Raw genomic sequence first — 18889 nt, forward strand, 5'->3', positions numbered from 1 at the left:
GAAGCCAACACATTTAATATTCCCTATTAATAACTCATTTTATAATTGAAAGGATTCTCTCCAAATCCTCTTTGTTAAAGAATTGGATTTCTATTTTCCCTTTATCTTTAGCCGATTTAATTTTAACTGACGTTCCGAATTTTTCTTGTAAAAGATCCTCATACTCACTAAAAAATATGTTTTTAGTCGGAGTTTTCTTTGATGTTTCACGTGAAACATTTTCATTTAGCTCATTGACTAACGTTTCAACTTCACGAACACTTAGGTTTTTTCCAATTACTTTTAGTGCGGTACCTTCAATTAATCCTTTTCGTTTTAACCCTAAAAGTGCTCTTCCATGCCCCATTGAGAGAGTGCCTTCTTCAACCATTTTTTGAACAGAGTTAGGTAAAGTTAAAATTCTTAAATAGTTAGCAATATGTGGACGACTTTTTCCAAGTTTCTTTGCCAGTTGTTCTTGTGTTAAGTGTAATTGTTCAATTAAAGTTTGATATGCTTCAGCTTCTTCAAGAGGATTTAAATCATCTCGCTGTAAATTTTCTAATACAGCTAACTCCATCATTTGCTCTTCTGTAAGGTCTCTTACAATAACTGGAACTGTATTTAAACCTGCATTTTTTGCAGCGCGATATCGTCTTTCTCCAGCAACGATTTGGAAACCTTTTATGCTTTTTCTCGCAATGATTGGTTGAAGAATTCCATGTTCAATCACTGACTGAGTTAATTCTAACATTGCAGTCTCATCAAATACTTTGCGAGGTTGGTATGGGTTAGGTCTAAGTTCTTTTAGATCAATTTCCTGAACTAACTCTTCTTGTTGATTTATATCTTGAAAAAATGCTCCAATACCTTTACCTAAACCTTTAGCCATTATCAATCACTTCCTTTGCTAGATCGAGATATACTTCTGCACCTCTTGACTTTGGATCATATGTAATGATCGGTTTACCATGACTTGGTGCTTCACTTAAGCGTACATTTCTTGGAATAATTGATTTATAGACGCGATCTTGAAAATATTTTTTTACTTCTTCTATAACTTGGAGCCCTAAATTTGTACGAGCATCTAGCATTGTTAACAATACACCTTCAATTGCTAAATTTTTATTTAAATGTTTTTGTACTAAACGTACAGTACTTAATAGCTGACTTAAACCTTCAAGTGCGTAATACTCACACTGAACTGGAATAATAATCGAATCAGATGCAGTTAGTGAGTTTAAAGTTAATAACCCTAGTGATGGAGGACAATCTATTAAAATATAATCATAGTTACCTTTTACTGTATCTAAAGCGCGCTTTAATCGTACTTCTCTAGAAATAGTAGGTACTAATTCAATTTCTGCTCCAGCAAGTTGAATTGTTGCTGGAATAATATCAAAATTTGGAATAGCAGTGTTTAAAATGACATTTTTCGCCTCAACATCATCAACTAATACATTGTAAACGCACTGATTTACATCAGCTTTTTCAATTCCAATACCACTAGTTGCATTACCTTGAGGATCTATATCGACTAGTAATACTTTTTTTCCTAAGTGAGCTAAACAAGCACTTAAATTTACAGATGTTGTAGTCTTACCAACACCACCTTTTTGATTAGCTATAGAGATTACTTTAACCACTATGTAATCTACTCCTTCCACAACAAACAATTCTTATTTTCTATTTTACCATGAATAGATTCATCGTTGTGTCTAGATTTAAAAATGAATAAAAAAATTCACCACTGAAAAGAGGTGAATTTAATGTTTATTTTTTTGGTATTTTAATTGTTATTTGGTAATAGTCATCATGTTCTTCTTCTTGACTATCAATATTCATGCCTGTTTTAGTAACCATTTGTAAAGATTCACGGATCGTATTCATCGCAATTCTAATGTCTTTACTAATGGCCTTAAATTTACGTTTAGCCTTTGGTTTTTTCTCAGTAAGTAATGTAACAACTCGTTCTTCTGTTTGTTTAACATTCAACTGTTTATCAATTATTTCATGAAGAAGAGTAATTTGTAGTTGAGGCAACTTTAATGGAATAAGTGCTCGTGCATGACGTTCCGTAATCGACTTATCCAATAATGCTTGTTGTATTTCCCCAGGAAGCTTCAACAATCTCAGTTTATTTGCAACAGTCGATTGACCTTTACCTAGTCGCTGAGCTAGAGCCTCTTGAGTTAAGTTATGTAAATCAATTAGTTTTTGGTAAGCTACGGCTTCTTCAAAAGGAGAAAGTTCTTCACGTTGTAAATTTTCAATCAGAGCGACGGAGGCAGTCTCTGTATCGTTAAACGTTTTTACAATTGCAGGAATTGTATCCCAACCTAAAGATGAAACAGCCCTGAATCTTCTTTCCCCGGCAATTATTTCATAAAAGTTTGGTCTAATTTCCCTAACGACAATTGGTTGAATAATTCCATGAGTTCGAATCGTTAGCGCTAGTTCTTTAATTTTTTCATCATCAAAGAATGTTCTAGGCTGATACTGATTCGGTACAATGTCCGATACTGGAATTTGGCGAATAACTTCATTACTCGAAACCGAATCTTCATTATTTTCTTTTTCTGATAAGCCAAATAACCTAGATAATGTGCTTTTCAATGTGATTCCCACCCTTTTAGAATTTCGTTCACAATAGAATAAACATAACAAATGTTTCACGTGAAACATTTGTTAGTTTATCATATTAAACCTCTAATGGTTCTTTACCAGGGGTACCCGGTTTGCGGGGGTACTTAGTTGGTGTTTTGCGTTTCTTTTCTACTATAACAATATTTCGATCACTGTCTTCGCTTGGGAGAGTGAAGTGATTAATTGATTTAACTTCTCCACCAAGTGTTTTTATAGCATAATTTGCTTTATCCAACTCTTCTTGACCGGCAGCGCCTTTAAGTGCAACAAAATAGCCATTTTGTCTAACAAGTGGTAAGCATAATTCAGTTAACACTGACATTCTAGCAACTGCTCTAGCAGTTACAACATCGAAAGATTCTCTCATACCAGTTCTTTTAGCAAAAGTTTCTGCTCGATCATGAATAAATGATACATTCTCTAATTGTAATTCCTTCGCTAAATGGTTTAGAAATGTAATCCTTTTTTGAAGGGAGTCTACGATCGTTAATTTGATAGATGGGAAACATATTTTAATTGGGATAGAGGGGAAGCCCGCTCCTGCACCAATATCACATAAAGTAATTTCATTAGCAAAGTCAAAATAAAAGGCAGCGCTAATTGAATCATAAAAATGTTTTAAATATACTTCTTCTTCTTCTGTAATAGCAGTTAAGTTCATTTTATTATTCCACTCAACTAATGTGTGAAAATATATATCAAATTGTTTTAATTGAAAATCTGACAAATGGATTCCTTTATCTTTAAGAGCAGCGATAAATTGTTCTTTATTCACTAGTAATACCCCTATCTATTATTAGTTCGATATTCTTGCAATTTTTCCTTGTTCTAAATAAACAAGTAGAATTGAAATATCTGCTGGATTAACACCAGATATACGAGAAGCTTGACCTACTGATAGAGGACGAACTTGCTCAAGCTTTTGTCTTGCCTCAGTAGCAAGGCCGTGAATAGCTTGATAATCGATATTTTCAGGGATTTTCTTTAAATCCATTCTTTTCATACGTTCTACTTGATTTAATGATTTTTCAATATAACCTTCATACTTAATTTGTATTTCAACTTGTTCTTTAACATCTGAATGTAAGTCTTTTTCAGATGGAGCAAGAAGATGGATATGCTCATAAAGCATTTCAGGACGACGTAAAAGATCTGCTGCACGAATGCCATCTTTCAGTTCGCTACCACCATTTTTTGCAATTAATTCCTGTACTTCTTTTGTCGGTCTTAATTGCGTTGCTTTTAAACGCTCTATTTCTTCTTCAATTAACATTTTCTTTTGTTCAAACTCTGCATATCTTTCATCATTTATTAAACCAAGTCTTTGTCCGATTTTAGTTAAACGTAAATCGGCATTATCGTGACGTAATAATAATCGATATTCTGCTCTAGAAGTAAGAAGACGGTATGGTTCATTTGTCCCTTTAGTTACTAGGTCATCTATTAAAACACCAATGTAAGCTTCAGAGCGATCTAAAATTAACTCTTCTTTATCTAGTGAACGACATGCAGCGTTAATTCCTGCGATTAAACCTTGACCCGCTGCTTCTTCATAACCCGAAGTTCCGTTAATTTGACCAGCAGTATACAGGTTCTTAATTTGCTTAAGTTCCAATGTTGGCCATAATTGAGTAGGTACAATCGCATCATATTCAATTGCATATCCAGTTCTCATCATTTGAACATTTTCAAGACCTGCAATCGAACGTAGCATCTTTTCCTGTACATCTTCAGGTAAACTAGTTGATAATCCTTGTACATAAACTTCTTGAGTATTTCTTCCTTCTGGCTCTAAGAAAATTTGATGTCTCGGTTTATCATTAAATCGGACAACTTTATCCTCAATAGAAGGACAATAACGTGGCCCAGTACCTTTAATCATACCAGAGTACATCGGCGAACGGTGTAAGTTATCGTCGATGATCTGATGTGTAGTTTCACTTGTATATGTTAACCAACAAGGAATTTGTTCTGTTTCAACTGGTTCTGTTTCGAATGAAAATGCACGAGGTACATCATCGCCAGGTTGTATTTCAGTTTTTGAATAATCAATACTATGACTATTTACACGAGGAGGCGTACCTGTTTTAAAACGAACAAGTTCAATTCCTAATTCCTCTAAGTGCTCAGAAAGCTTAATTGCTGGTTGTTGGTTATTAGGACCACTTGAGTATTTTAATTCTCCTACAATAATTTCTCCACGTAAGAAAGTTCCAGTTGTAATGACAACTGTTTTTGAACGATAAATTGCACCAGTTTGCGTAATTACACCTGTGCATTGTCCATCTTCTACAATTAATCTTTCTACTAATCCTTGCTTTAGTGTTAGATTCTCTGTATTTTCAATAGTTTTCTTTAATTCATGTTGATAAGCAAATTTATCCGCTTGAGCACGCAATGCGCGTACTGCCGGACCTTTACCCGTATTTAACATTCTCATTTGAATATGTGTTTTATCGATATTTCGACCCATTTCACCGCCAAGTGCATCAATTTCACGTACAACAATCCCCTTGGCAGGACCACCTACTGATGGGTTACAAGGCATAAATGCGACCATATCAAGATTTATTGTCAGCATTAGTGTTTTTGCACCCATTCGAGCAGATGACAAACCGGCTTCACATCCAGCATGACCAGCTCCAATAACGATTACATCATAATTGCCTGCTTCAAAACTCATCTTTTCTCCTCCTAACCATTTTATTTTCCTAAACAGAATTGAGAAAATAGCTGGTTGATTAAACTTTCCTGAACTGTATCTCCAATGATTTCGCCTAACAATTCCCATGCTCTTGTTAAGTCAATCTGTACTAAGTCAATCGGCATACCATTTTTCATCGCCTCAATTGCGTCATTAATTGTCTGTTCTGATTGTTTTAATAGCGCAATATGTCTAGCATTAGATAAATATGTTAAATCTTGTGCCTCAATTTGCCCTTCAAAATATAAGTTGGCAATTGCTTTTTCTAAATCATCAATTCCTTTTTCTTCTTTTAAGGAAGTCGTAACAATTGTAGCATTACCAACTAACGCTTTTACTTCATCCATATCAAGCTTTTGTGGCAAATCTGTTTTGTTAATGATCACAATTACATCTTTACCGCTCATTTCACCAAATAATTTACGGTCTTCTTCACTTAATTGCTCATTATTATTTAAAACAAATAAAACTAAGTCAGCCAAATTCAATACTTTTTTAGATCTTTCAACACCAATTGCTTCTACAACATCTTTAGTTTCACGAATACCGGCTGTATCAATTAGGCGTAATGGCACACCTTTTACATTTACGTATTCTTCAATAACATCACGCGTTGTACCTGGAATATCAGTAACAATTGCTTTACTTTCTTGGACAAGTGTATTTAAAAGAGACGATTTCCCAACATTCGGTCTACCTATAATGACAGTAGATAGTCCTTCACGTAAAATTTTACCTTGTTTTGATGTTTCTAGCAGTTTTTGTATTTCAACTCGAACTGTTTTTGCTTTTTCAATTAAAACAGTATTGGTCATTTCTTCAACATCATCATATTCAGGATAATCAATATTTACTTCAATATGAGCTAAAATCTCAAGTAATGTTTGTCTTAAGCTATTAACTAGCTTAGACAATCGACCTTCTACTTGATTCATCGCGATTGCCATTGCCCTGTCAGTCTTTGAACGAATTAAATCCATTACTGCTTCTGCCTGAGATAAGTCAATTCGTCCATTAAGAAATGCTCTTTTTGTAAATTCACCAGGCTCCGCTAATCTAGCCCCTTGTGATAGTACTAATTCAAGTACTTTGTTAACTGAAAAAATTCCACCGTGACAATTTATTTCGACAACATCTTCACGTGTAAACGTTTTTGGTGCCCTTAAGATCGAGACCATAACTTCCTCAACAGTATTACCGGAACTTGGGTCAACTAAATGTCCGTAATGAATTGTGTGTGAATCTACTATATTTAAATCTTTTTCTTTAAATAATTTATTCGCTATTTGAACAGCTTCATCGCCACTTAATCGAACGATGGCAATTGCACCTTCGCCTTTTGGTGTCGAAATCGCTGTAATTGTATCGAATTCCATCAAAAAATCACCTCGGAGCATGTTAAACAAAAGTTAACATGTTACTTCTAAATCTATAGCATAGCATAAAGAATTTTATAATTGAATGTTTTTATATTATAACCGTACGAAAGTACAAGTAAACTTAAATGACTTGAATGAAGAACATTAAAAAACCAATTAAGGCTTAGCCCTTAATTGGTTTCTTTAAATCTATAACTAATTGACGATGCGGATCTTGTCCTACAGACCTTGTAGAGATATTCGGCATATCTGTCAGTATATGATGTATAATTTTTCTTTCGAAAGAAGGCATTGGCTCTAAAGAGATCGCTTTTCTTGTTTTTAAAACTGTTTGAGCAGTCTTTTTTGCAAGAATTTCTAGCGATTCCTTACGTTTTAATCGATAATTCTCTGCGTCAACGACAACATGAATCAATTGTTTTGAATGACGATTTACAAATGTTTGAACTAAGAATTGAAGAGCATTTAAAGTATTACCTCTTTTTCCAATAATAAGGGCAACCTTATCACCCTTTACTGTAAATAAGAAGGTTTGTTCTTTCGTACCTTGCAATTCGAAATTTACATCTGCAGTTTCATCAAGACTTTTAACAATATTTAAAAGGTAGTCGTATGCTTTTTCGATCAAAGTCTTCTTTTTAACAACTAATACTTTAGCAGGTTTAGCACCAAATCCTAAAAATCCTTTTTTACCGTCTTCGATTACTGTAATGTCTACGTCTTCTTCTGTTGAACTAAGTTGCTGAAGTGCTATTTGAACTGCTTGTTCGATTGTTTGACCAGTAGCAGTTACTTCTCTCACTTACTAGCCCCTCCTACATTTTTATTTTTTACGGTAGTATTACCTCTATTAACAAATAATGTTTGAAGAATCATAAATGTATTACCAACTACCCAATATAAAGCTAAAGCAGATGGAAGTCTAACAGCAAATATTAAAATCATGATTGGCATAACATAAAGCATGATTTTCATTTGTTGAGCAGCAGGTCCTGTCATTGAACCAGTACTCATTGACACCTTTTGTTGAATGAAAGTTGTAATACCAGCGATAATTGGTAAAGCATAAATTGGATCCGGGTGTCCTAATTGGAACCATAGGAAGTCATGTGCTTTAATTTCCATTGTTCTCATAATTGCATGATAGAAAGCAATTAAGATTGGCATTTGAATAAAAATTGGTAAACAACCAGATAGTGGATTTACACCATGTTGTTGGTACAACTTCATTGTTTCTTCATTTAATTTTTGGACAGTTTTTTGATCTTTAGAAGAATATTTTTCTTTAAGTTTGGCCATTTCAGGCTGGATTGATTGCATCGCTTTTGTACTTTTAATTTGTTTAATCATTAATGGTAGTAATGCTAAACGGATTAAAAGTGTTACGACGATAATCGACATTCCATAACTTCCACCAAAAATTTTAGATACAGCAGTGATTAACCATGATAGTGGATAAACGAAATACTCATTCCAAATCCCCGTACTTTCAGATGTAATCGGTTGGTTTGTTTGCGAACACCCAGCTAACACGACTACTAATAAAAGAACTGTAACTAGCAATTGGTACTTCTTAGTCTTCAAACTAGTTCCTCCTTTAAGAAGTTACATTTAAATATGTAATTACTTAATTTGATTTTTATCTAATTTATGTTTTGAATCACGTATTTTAAGCGCTTCCGCCCTTTTCAACACATGAATTAAACTTTTTTTAAATTCATTAAAAGGTAGTTCAGTACAGGGCTTTCTTGCGATTACAACATAATCCATACTCACACGAAGATCATCACTTAATTCAGTAAGAGCTTGTCTTATATACCGCTTAATATGATTTCTGACTACAGCATTACCTAACTTCTTACTAACAGATAATCCTATACGAAATTGTTTTTGATCTTCCTTTTTTAATGTATAGATTACAAATTGTCGATTCGCAGTTGACGAACCCTCTTGAAAAACGCGACTAAAATCTGCATTCTTTTTTATTCTGTTTTTCTTGTTCATGTTCCACTGACACCTCAAATGATTCCTTCAATTATCATAACAACTTTTTTATAAAAAATGAGGCCTTTTTTACTTACAAATTGTGACATAAAAGCAAAAAAGACCTTCATATTAGTGAAAAAGACCACTGTTGACAGTGGCCTACGCAGATAATACTTTTCTTCCTTTACGACGACGAGCTGCTAGAACTTTACGTCCATTTGCAGTGCTCATACGGCTACGGAAACCATGTACTTTGCTGCGTTTACGTTTGTTTGGTTGAAATGTTCTTTTCATTATATGACACCTCCCTGAGGAATTACTGTAATAGACAGTCCTATAAATTATAAAGAATAACTACTATTAATGTCAATGTAAGATGTTAAATCATAATGAATAATTATTTCCAATTTATGAAGAGTGGCTGATCCAGTGAGTTTTAGTAAGAAAAAAATAATAAATAGTTACTTATTTAATAAAAGAAATGCGATTTACTCCTATCATTTCCCTCCAAAAAATTTATAAACGAGTAATCCGAGCAAAAGATGTGGTGTCGAAAGATTTTTTGGAACGGAACTTTAAGTGAATAAAAAAAATCTATAAAAAAGTAGTACTTCCCCTTTTCTTAAAATTGTTAAGTGCTCTGTGGATAATATTTTTCTACACATTTTTTACCCACAACGGTTACTGACAACTTTTACACAAGTTCTTTTTCTGTGGACAATTTTTTTAAACAAGTGGATTAGCATGTGGATAACATTAACTACTCATTGAAATAGCTAAAGATTTTTGATATTATTAATTTGTTTTCCACTTTGGACAACTTGTTTTTTATTTTTATTTGTCCACAGATGTTAATAACTTGTGGACAGGTTTTACACTTGTACTATTTTAAAGTTATCCACAAGGGTGAATACTGTCAAATAAAGTGGATTTTTGCAGTTTTATAAAATAACGCATATTCAAAGACATGAATAAAAATAAATACTTAATTTATGTGCTTGTACAAAAGTTGAACAAGCTTTGTAAGGAGGGATTATTGTTTGGAGAATATAGGGGATCTGTGGTCCAGGGTTCTAGCAGAAATAGAGAAAAAAATAAGTAAACCAAGCTTTGAAACATGGCTAAAATCAACAAAGGCATTTTCTTTAAAGAATGATATTTTAACAATTATTGCGCCAAATGAATTCGCCCGTGATTGGCTTGAGTCAAAGTATTCATCTTTAATAATGGATACAGTTTTAGAAATAACTGGAGCGGAATTAGAAATCAAATTTATCCTTCCTCAAAATCATGTAGAAGAAATAGAGATGAATATACCGGCAGTTAAAGCCAAAGTAAAATTTGAGGAACCAGTGGAGTTCAACCAAAGTATGTTAAACCCTAAATATACTTTTGATACTTTCGTAATTGGTTCAGGTAACCGTTTTGCCCATGCAGCATCATTAGCGGTTGCTGAGGCACCTGCAAAAGCCTATAACCCATTATTTATATATGGGGGCGTTGGATTAGGAAAAACCCACTTAATGCACGCAATTGGACACTATGTACTTGAGCATAATCCAAATGCCAAAGTCGTTTATTTATCATCAGAAAAATTTACAAATGAGTTCATTAATTCAATTCGTGATAATAAAGCAATTGAATTTAGAAATAAGTATCGTAATGTAGACGTGCTACTTATAGATGATATTCAGTTCTTAGCTGGAAAAGAACAAACACAGGAAGAATTTTTCCATACGTTTAATACACTCCATGAAGAAAGTAAACAAATTATTATCTCAAGTGACCGACCACCTAAAGAAATTCCTACATTAGAAGATCGACTTCGTTCACGATTTGAATGGGGCCTTATTACAGATATTACACCACCGGATTTAGAGACTAGGATAGCGATCTTACGTAAAAAGGCTAAGGCTGAGGGGTTAGATATTCCAAATGAGGTAATGTTATATATAGCAAATCAAATTGATACAAACATCCGTGAATTAGAAGGAGCACTTATTCGTGTAGTCGCTTATTCATCGTTAATTAACAAGGACATAAACGCTAGTGTGGCCGCTGAAGCCTTAAAGAATTTAATTACAGCGACGAAGCCTAAAACAGTATCAATACACGATATTCAACGAACAGTTGGAGAATTTTTTAGTATTAAATTAGAGGATTTTAAAGCAAAGAAACGTACAAAATCCGTAGCCTTCCCAAGACAGATTGCAATGTATCTTTCAAGAGAGCTTACAGACCATTCTTTACCTAAAATAGGAGAAGAGTTTGGAGGCCGAGATCATACAACTGTTATTCATGCGCATGAAAAAATTTCAAAATTAATTGAAACCGACTCACAACTGCAATCTCAAATCAAAGAAATCAATGAAAAATTAAATCAGTAGAGTTATTTACCTGTGCATAACTTTCTATCTTTTTTACACAGTCTATCCACATGTTGATAGACTTATTTTTCTTTAATAAAATAGAGTTATCCACAAATTCACAGGCCCTACTACTATTACTATATTATTTTATAAATTATATAAGGAGTACAAACAATGAAATTTACTGTACAAAAAGATCATCTTGTTAAAGCTGTACAAGATGTTATGAGAGCTGTTTCATCAAGAACAACTATTCCAATCTTAACTGGAATTAAATTAGTCGTTACAAATGAAGGACTAACTTTCACAGGTAGTGATTCAGATATATCTATAGAATCTTATTTACCAACAGTATTGGATGATCAACAACTAGTTGATGTAAAACGAACTGGAAGCATTGTATTAAATGCGCGATATTTTAGTGATATTGTAAAAAAATTACCTTCAGATTTTGTCGAACTAGAGTCTGATAATAATTATGTAACAACAATAAAAGCCGGAAAAACTGAATTTAGTTTAAATGGCTTTGACTCTGAGGAATATCCACTACTTCCTCAAATTGAAGAACATGAAACAATTTCTATTTCTGCAGATTTATTAAAATTTATGATTCGTCAAACAGTATTTGCAGTATCAACTTCAGAAACTAGACCAATTTTAACCGGTGTAAACTGGAAGATCGAAAATGGTGATCTAACATGTATTGCGACAGATAGCCACCGACTAGCTTTAAGACAAGCTAAAATTGACGGAAATTCTACGACAAGTGAATTTAAAGCTAGCGTAGTAATTCCTGGGAAAAGTTTAAATGAATTAAGTAAAATTCTAGATGACAATGATGAAAAAGTAGAAATCGTCTTAACAGAGCATCAAGCTTTATTTAAGACAAAACATCTATTATTCTTTACTCGATTATTAGAAGGTAATTATCCTGATACATCAAAGTTAATTCCAAGTGAAAGTAAAACGGAACTAACTGTAATGACTAAGGAATTCTTACAAGCTATTGATCGCGCTTCCTTATTAGCAAGGGAAGGTAGAAATAATGTTGTTCACTTAGAAACAGTTGGTAACTCAGTGGTCAATGTTTCTTCTTATTCTCCTGAAATCGGTAAAGTAGTAGACGAAATTGTTTGCGAGGATATTAAAGGTGAAGAGTTAAAGATCTCATTTAGTGCGAAGTATGTAATGGATGCATTAAAAGCAATTGAAAGCCCAGAAATCTATATCCAATTTACAGGGGCTATGAGACCATTTTTAATTCGTACTGTAAATGATTCAAGAACATTGCAATTAATTTTACCAGTTCGCACATACTAGTTAGTAAATTCTATCGAAAGGGGCTGACCTAATAGAATGTACTAGCAATCTCCAACGAGCAGAATGAATAAAGAATTTATTCTACAATTTGTTTGGGGAGTGCATAGTACATTTAGGTCAGTCTTTTTTTACTTAATAGACAAAATAAGGGTTAAGTGTTTTTTTTCTTAAAGAAGTTTAGTACAATTAAGGAATGGATAAATGAGGGTGATAAAAAATGAAAACAGAAAAAGTTAAAATAAATACAGAGTATATTACATTAGGCCAATTTTTAAAGCTTGCGGGTGTAATTGATACAGGTGGAATGGCTAAATGGTTTTTATCAGAGCATGAAATCTTTGTAAACAATGAACCGGAGAACAGAAGAGGAAAAAAATTAGTATTAAATGATACAATTTCTATAACTGGAAAAGGTTCGTATATTATAACTTCATAAGTTTTGGGGGAATCCCATTGTATATTAAAGATTTACAACTAAAACAATATCGTAATTATGAAAAACTTGAATTAAATTTTCAAAATAATGTCAATGTCATTATTGGTGAGAATGCTCAAGGTAAAACAAATTTAATGGAATCCATTTATGTGCTAGCTTTAACAAAGTCCCATCGAACAAGTAATGACAAAGAAATGATACGTTGGGATGAAGAATATGGTACAATAAAGGGTACGTTACAGAAAAAAAATCAGCAAGTAACACTACAGCTAATCCTCTCAAAGAAAGGTAAGAAAGCAAAGCTGAACCATCTTGAACAGATGAAGTTAAGTCAATATATAGGCGTGATGAATGTCGTTATGTTTGCACCGGAAGATTTACACTTAGTAAAAGGTAGTCCGCAAGTGCGTCGTAAATTCCTAGATATGGAACTAGGACAAGTTTCGCCTGTTTACCTACATGAATTAAGTCAGTACCAGAGAATCCTCCAACAGCGAAATTCACTACTAAAAACATTACAATCTAGCCGAGATCGGAACTATTTAATGCTTGAAGTCCTAACATCTCAGCTTGTAAAGCATGCCGTAAAAATAATCGAAAAACGAATTTCGTTCATCAAATTACTACAGGATTGGGCATCGCCTATTCATAGTCAAATATCTAGAGAGACCGAAAAGCTAGAAATTATATATAAACCAAGCATTAATGTATCAGATTTAACAGATTTGACGAAAATGGAAGATGAGTACATAAAACTATTCGAAGCTGAAAAAGAGCGTGAAGTATCAAGAGGTACTACATTGCTTGGTCCGCATAGAGATGATTTGGTTTTTATGGTTAATGATAAAAACGTTCAAACTTTTGGATCGCAAGGACAGCAGCGGACAACAGCTCTTTCATTAAAACTAGCAGAAATTGAACTGATTAAAGAGGAAGTTGGAGAATATCCTATACTTTTATTAGATGATGTTCTTTCAGAGCTAGATGACTATCGTCAAACACACTTATTAAATGCAATTCAAAATAAAGTTCAGACTTTTGTCACAACGACAAGTGTCGACGGAATTCAGCACGAAACGATAAAACAAGCTAATATTATAAATGTTTCACATGGAACAATTGTAAGTACTTCTCAATAAATAATTTATGAAATTTCTACTACGCCGCCTAATAAGCATAGCTGAAATTTACTAATTCTTTTATGTAAAATAAAAAAAGTAGGTGAGTGTTCATGACAATGGATCAAAAGATGCAAGAACATAATTATGATGAAAATCAGATACAAGTTCTTGAAGGTTTAGAAGCCGTACGTAAGAGACCGGGTATGTATATCGGGTCTACGAGCGGAAAAGGATTACATCACTTAGTATGGGAAATCGTTGATAACAGTATAGATGAGGCATTGGCTGGATACTGTGATGAGATTAATGTAACAATTGAAGAAGATAATAGTATTACAGTTAAAGATAATGGTCGTGGGATTCCAGTAGGTATTCATGAAAAAATGGGTAGACCTGCACTAGAAGTAATTATGACGGTACTTCATGCGGGTGGAAAATTCGGCGGTGGCGGATACAAAGTATCTGGTGGATTACACGGAGTAGGTGCATCAGTAGTAAATGCGTTGTCCACTTTGCTAGAAGTTCATGTACACCGTGAAGGTACTATTTATTATCAACAATTTTCTAAAGGTATACCTGTTGCAGATATGAGTATCGTTGGTGAAACTGATGTTACGGGTACAATTACTCATTTTAAACCTGATGCAGAAATTTTCACTGAAACGACAGTATATGACTTTGATACATTAGCAAACCGTTTAAGAGAATTAGCGTTCCTTAATAGAGGTATTCGCTTAACAATTGAAGACCGTAGAGAAAACAAACAAAAGAAAGAATTCCATTACGAAGGTGGAATTAAATCTTACGTTGAACATTTAAATCGTTCTAAAGAAGTAATACATGACGAACCAATTTTTGTTATTGGCGAAAAAGATGGAATTAGTGTAGAAATTGCACTTCAATATAACGAAAGCTATACAAGTAATATTCACTCATTCACGAATAACATTAATACACACGAAGGTGGTACGCACGAAGTTGGATTTAAGACTGCTTTAACTCGTGTTATTAATGATTATGGTCGTAAGAATGGTCTAATTAAGGATCAAGATAGCAACTTATCGGGTGAGGATGTACGTGAAGGATTAACGGCGATCGTTTCTGTTAAACATCCAGATCCACAGTTTGAGGGACAAACAAAAACTAAGTTAGGTAATAGTGAAGTTCGTACGATTACGGAGCAAATTTTTGGGGAGAACCTTGAAAAGTTTTTATTAGAGAATCCGACAGAGGCTAAAAAAGTAGTTGAAAAAGGCTTAATGGCGGCTAGGGCTCGTGTTGCTGCTAAAAAGGCTCGTGAATTAACAAGAAGAAAAAGTGCTTTAGAAGTATCAAGTTTACCTGGGAAATTAGCTGATTGTTCTTCAAAAGATTCTTCTATTAGCGAAATTTATATCGTTGAGGGTGACTCAGCGGGCGGAAGTGCTAAACAAGGACGAGACCGTCACTTCCAAGCAATTCTTCCTTTACGTGGAAAAATTATTAACGTTGAAAAGGCTCGACTTGATAAAATTTTATCAAATAACGAGGTTCGTTCAATGATTACTGCTTTTGGTACTGGAATCGGTGATGATTTCGATATCGAGAAAGCAAGATATCATAAAATTATATTGATGACGGATGCTGATGTTGATGGTGCCCACATCCGTACTTTATTGTTAACGTTCTTATATCGTTATATGCGTCAAATCATTGAAAGTGGTTATATTTATATTGCTCAACCACCTTTATACAAGATCCAGCAAGGGAAAAAAATACAATATGCTTATAATGATCGACAAATGGATGAGATTATGTCGACTTTAAATGCAGTACCAAAACCTGTTATCCAACGATATAAAGGTCTAGGTGAAATGAACCCTGAACAGTTATGGGAAACTACAATGAATCCAGAAACTAGAACGTTACTACAAGTTAACCTTCAAGATGCGATCGAGGCAGATGAAACGTTTGAAACATTAATGGGTGAAAAAGTAGAGCCAAGACGTAACTTTATTCAAGATAACGCTAAGTATGTTAAGAATTTAGATATTTAACAAGTATTTGTAAGGAGCATTATGCTCCTTTTCTCAGGTAGATACGGAAACTAAAGGGAGGTGCCGATGTTGAGTGAAAATCAACAAATTAAAGAAATAAATATTAGTCATGAAATGCGTAATTCCTTCCTAGATTATGCAATGAGTGTAATTGTTTCTCGAGCGTTACCAGATGTACGAGACGGCCTTAAGCCTGTTCATAGAAGAATTTTATATGCAATGAATGATTTAGGTATGACAGCTGATAAAGCTTATAAAAAGTCAGCGCGTATCGTTGGTGAAGTAATCGGTAAGTATCACCCACATGGTGACTCTGCTGTATATGAAACTATGGTACGTATGGCTCAGGACTTTAACTTCAGATATATGTTAGTAGATGGCCATGGGAATTTTGGATCAGTTGATGGAGACGCGGCGGCGGCAATGCGTTATACAGAGGCTAGAATGTCTAAAATTTCGATGGAATTGATTCGTGATATTAATAAAAACACGATTGATTATCAAGATAACTACGATGGTTCAGAAAGAGAGCCAATCGTTCTTCCTGCACGATTCCCTAACTTGTTAGTAAACGGAGCAACGGGTATAGCGGTTGGTATGGCCACTAATATTCCTCCACACCAATTAGGTGAAGTAATTGATGGTGTTCTTGCATTAAGTAAAGATCCAGAAATCACGACACAAGATTTAATGGAATATATTCAGGGGCCAGATTTCCCTACATCGGGTATGATTCTAGGAAAAAGTGGTATCCGTAAGGCCTATGAAACTGGTAAAGGCTCTATTATTATCAGGGCTAAAGTTGAAATTGAAGAAAAAGCAAATGGTAGACAAACAATTATTGTTACAGAATTACCTTATCAAGTAAATAAAGCTAAGCTTGTTGAACGAATTGCTGAACTAGTTCGAGATAAGAAAATAGAAGGTATTACTGATTTACGCGATGAATCTGATCGAAATGGTATGCGTGTTGTCATTGAAGTTAGAAGAGACGCGAATGCTAATGTACTTTTAAATAATCTATATAAACAAACTGCTCTTCAAACAAGTTTTGGTATTAACTTATTAGCACTAGTTAATGGTGAACCAAAAGTTCTATCTCTAAAGAGCTGTTTAAAACACTATTTAGACCATCAAATTGTAGTTATTAAACGTAGAACACAGTTTGAGTTAGAAAAAGCAGAAGCGCGTGCACATATTTTAGAAGGTTTGAAGGTTGCTTTAGACCATTTAGATGCGGTTATTAGCTTAATTAGAGCTTCTCAAACAGGAGAAATCGCTAAAAATGGTTTAATGGAAACATTTAATTTATCTGAAAAGCAAGCTCAAGCAATTTTAGATATGAGGTTACAACGTTTAACTGGATTAGAGCGAGAAAAAATCGAAGAAGAATACCAAGAGCTAATCAAGTTAATTGCAGAATTAAGAGCAATTCTTGCGGATGAAGAAAGAGTTCTTGAAATTATTCGAGAAGAATTAACTCAGCTAAAAGAGCAGTATAATGATAAACGAAGAACAGCAATTGTTCCTGGTGGAGTTGAAATCATTGAAGATGAAGACTTAATACCAGTGGAGAATATCATTGTAAGTTTAACTCATAATGGATATATTAAACGTCTTCCAGTTTCTACTTACCGATCTCAACGTAGAGGTGGACGTGGTATTCAAGGAATGGGTACTAATGATGATGACTTCTTAGAACACTTACTAACACCTTCAACACATGATACAATTTTATTCTTTACGAATAAGGGAAAAGTATACCGTTCAAAAGGTTACGAGATTCCAGAGTTTAGTCGTACAGCTAAAGGGTTACCTATTGTAAACTTACTAGAAATTGACCGAGATGAAAATATTAACGCTATTATTCCAGTAAGTGAATTTTTAGAGGATTGGTACCTATTCTTTACTACAAAACAAGGAATAGCAAAACGTGTACCTTTATCTGCCTTTGCAAACATTCGTACTAATGGATTAATTGCAATTAATTTAAAGGAAGATGATGACGTAATATCGGTACGTCTAACTGACGGAACAAAAGATATTGTTGTTGGTACTTCAAAAGGTATGATGATTCGTTTTAATGAAGACGATGTTAGATCAATGGGAAGAACAGCAACGGGTGTTAAAGCAATTACACTTTCTGATGATGATTATGTTGTTGGAATGGAAGTTGTTGAAGAACACTTAGATATTCTTGTCGTTACGGAACTAGGTTATGGTAAGCGAACTGCACAAGAAGAATACCGAATTCAAAGCCGTGGTGGTAAAGGTTTAAAAACGCTTAATGTTACAGATAAAAACGGTAAAATGATTTCATTAAAATGTGTAAGTGACGAACAGGATTTAATGTTAATTACTGAGTCTGGTGTAATGATCCGTATGCCAATTGAACAAATTTCACGTTTAGGTCGAGTTACCCAAGGCGTTAAATTAATTAAACTTGATCAAGAAGGTCATGTTGCGACTGTAGCAATTGCTGCGAAAGAAGAAGAGGTAATTGATGATGAAGCTGAAAATGAAGCTGAATTAACGACTCTTGAAAACGAAGATGAGATTGAAACAACAGAAGAATAATAGAGCTGTGACTAGTAAAGAGAGAACAATTAGGTTCTCTCTTTTTTTGACTGTATATTGATAAATCATTCCATTTAAAAAGAGTAAGCACCGGAAATACTTTTTATAATTTTACGATCTTACTAATTCTATTTTGATTAGTATATTTCTATGATTTTGTACTACTTTAGGCAAGGGATAAAGTGCTTGAGATGAAGGGAATTTTAATGAAGTGTTATGTTTTGTTTTTTTTTTGAAATTATATTATAAAAACTATTGACCAAGGTTGTTAGATTTGTTATTATATAGAAGTCGCCAAGAGATACGGACGACGAAATGAACTTTGAAAACTAAACA

General features: G+C 33.8%; 16 protein-coding genes. 6 read left to right on the top strand and 10 right to left on the bottom strand.

What is annotated here, in order from left to right:
* Positions 1–34 precede the first annotated feature (34 nt).
* The 10 genes from ABEY15_RS19215 to rpmH form a co-directional block, all read right to left on the bottom strand.
* On the bottom strand, positions 35–871 hold the full coding sequence (locus tag ABEY15_RS19215; RefSeq protein WP_429891702.1) for a ParB/RepB/Spo0J family partition protein: 837 nt from the start codon (positions 869–871) through the stop codon (positions 35–37).
* Positions 864–1625 (bottom strand): ParA family protein, encoded by a 762-nt coding sequence (locus tag ABEY15_RS19220; protein WP_025568951.1) that lies wholly within the window; start codon positions 1623–1625, stop codon positions 864–866. The genes ABEY15_RS19215 and ABEY15_RS19220 overlap by 8 nt, the downstream gene beginning before the upstream one ends.
* A gap of 127 nt (positions 1626–1752) precedes the next feature.
* Positions 1753–2595: a nucleoid occlusion protein gene (gene noc / locus ABEY15_RS19225; RefSeq protein WP_429891704.1), complete on the bottom strand. Its 843-nt coding sequence runs from the start codon at positions 2593–2595 to the stop codon at positions 1753–1755.
* Positions 2596–2680: 85 nt separating this feature from the next.
* The gene (rsmG, locus tag ABEY15_RS19230; protein ID WP_429891705.1) at positions 2681–3400 is read right to left on the bottom strand and encodes a 16S rRNA (guanine(527)-N(7))-methyltransferase RsmG; all 720 of its coding nucleotides are present in this window, start codon (positions 3398–3400) and stop codon (positions 2681–2683) included.
* A 21-nt stretch (positions 3401–3421) separates the two neighbouring features.
* Positions 3422–5308, bottom strand: coding sequence for a tRNA uridine-5-carboxymethylaminomethyl(34) synthesis enzyme MnmG (gene mnmG / locus ABEY15_RS19235; RefSeq protein ID WP_429891706.1), 1887 nt, complete (start codon positions 5306–5308; stop codon positions 3422–3424).
* A 20-nt stretch (positions 5309–5328) separates the two neighbouring features.
* Positions 5329–6705, bottom strand: a complete 1377-nt coding sequence (gene mnmE / locus ABEY15_RS19240) for a tRNA uridine-5-carboxymethylaminomethyl(34) synthesis GTPase MnmE (protein WP_429891707.1) — start codon at positions 6703–6705, stop codon at positions 5329–5331.
* Positions 6706–6871: 166 nt separating this feature from the next.
* On the bottom strand, positions 6872–7510 hold the full coding sequence (gene jag, locus ABEY15_RS19245; protein WP_429891708.1) for an RNA-binding cell elongation regulator Jag/EloR: 639 nt from the start codon (positions 7508–7510) through the stop codon (positions 6872–6874).
* Positions 7507–8292: a YidC family membrane integrase SpoIIIJ gene (gene spoIIIJ / locus ABEY15_RS19250; RefSeq protein WP_429891710.1), complete on the bottom strand. Its 786-nt coding sequence runs from the start codon at positions 8290–8292 to the stop codon at positions 7507–7509. Before spoIIIJ ends, jag begins: the two co-directional genes overlap by 4 nt.
* 39 nt (positions 8293–8331) lie before the next feature.
* On the bottom strand, positions 8332–8712 hold the full coding sequence (rnpA, locus tag ABEY15_RS19255) for a ribonuclease P protein component (RefSeq protein ID WP_429891711.1): 381 nt from the start codon (positions 8710–8712) through the stop codon (positions 8332–8334).
* Between the two features lie 141 nt (positions 8713–8853).
* Positions 8854–8988, bottom strand: coding sequence for a 50S ribosomal protein L34 (gene rpmH / locus ABEY15_RS19260; protein ID WP_056467137.1), 135 nt, complete (start codon positions 8986–8988; stop codon positions 8854–8856).
* Positions 8989–9734: 746 nt separating this feature from the next.
* On the opposite strand from rpmH, the gene dnaA reads away from it, so the two are divergent.
* The 6 genes from dnaA to gyrA all read left to right on the top strand — a co-directional run bounded on the left by dnaA (position 9735) and on the right by gyrA (position 18553).
* On the top strand, positions 9735–11081 hold the full coding sequence (gene dnaA / locus ABEY15_RS19265) for a chromosomal replication initiator protein DnaA (protein WP_429891712.1): 1347 nt from the start codon (positions 9735–9737) through the stop codon (positions 11079–11081).
* Positions 11082–11237: 156 nt separating this feature from the next.
* Positions 11238–12383: a DNA polymerase III subunit beta gene (gene dnaN, locus ABEY15_RS19270; protein ID WP_429891713.1), complete on the top strand. Its 1146-nt coding sequence runs from the start codon at positions 11238–11240 to the stop codon at positions 12381–12383.
* Between the two features lie 217 nt (positions 12384–12600).
* The gene (gene yaaA / locus ABEY15_RS19275; protein ID WP_069033635.1) at positions 12601–12819 is read left to right on the top strand and encodes a S4 domain-containing protein YaaA; all 219 of its coding nucleotides are present in this window, start codon (positions 12601–12603) and stop codon (positions 12817–12819) included.
* Positions 12820–12836: 17 nt separating this feature from the next.
* On the top strand, positions 12837–13958 hold the full coding sequence (gene recF, locus ABEY15_RS19280) for a DNA replication/repair protein RecF (RefSeq protein WP_429891714.1): 1122 nt from the start codon (positions 12837–12839) through the stop codon (positions 13956–13958).
* Between the two features lie 98 nt (positions 13959–14056).
* Positions 14057–15976, top strand: coding sequence for a DNA topoisomerase (ATP-hydrolyzing) subunit B (gene gyrB, locus ABEY15_RS19285; protein WP_429891727.1), 1920 nt, complete (start codon positions 14057–14059; stop codon positions 15974–15976).
* Positions 15977–16045: 69 nt separating this feature from the next.
* A complete protein-coding gene (gene gyrA, locus ABEY15_RS19290) occupies positions 16046–18553 on the top strand; it encodes a DNA gyrase subunit A (RefSeq protein WP_429891715.1) in 2508 nt (835 codons plus the stop codon).
* The last annotated feature ends 336 nt before the right edge of the window (positions 18554–18889 follow it).

The organism is Gottfriedia acidiceleris (assembly GCF_050457485.1).
Lineage (GTDB): Bacteria > Bacillota > Bacilli > Bacillales > Bacillaceae_G > Gottfriedia > Gottfriedia acidiceleris_D.

Coding starts and splice junctions, on each gene's coding strand:
- ABEY15_RS19215 (WP_429891702.1), bottom strand. CDS start 871: ATGGCTAAAGGTTTAGGTAAAGGTATTGGAGCATTTTTTCAAGATATA.
- mnmG (WP_429891706.1), bottom strand. CDS start 5,308: ATGAGTTTTGAAGCAGGCAATTATGATGTAATCGTTATTGGAGCTGGT.
- mnmE (WP_429891707.1), bottom strand. CDS start 6,705: ATGGAATTCGATACAATTACAGCGATTTCGACACCAAAAGGCGAAGGT.
- rnpA (WP_429891711.1), bottom strand. CDS start 8,712: ATGAACAAGAAAAACAGAATAAAAAAGAATGCAGATTTTAGTCGCGTT.
- rpmH (WP_056467137.1), bottom strand. CDS start 8,988: ATGAAAAGAACATTTCAACCAAACAAACGTAAACGCAGCAAAGTACAT.
- dnaN (WP_429891713.1), top strand. CDS start 11,238: ATGAAATTTACTGTACAAAAAGATCATCTTGTTAAAGCTGTACAAGAT.
- yaaA (WP_069033635.1), top strand. CDS start 12,601: ATGAAAACAGAAAAAGTTAAAATAAATACAGAGTATATTACATTAGGC.
- gyrB (WP_429891727.1), top strand. CDS start 14,057: ATGGATCAAAAGATGCAAGAACATAATTATGATGAAAATCAGATACAA.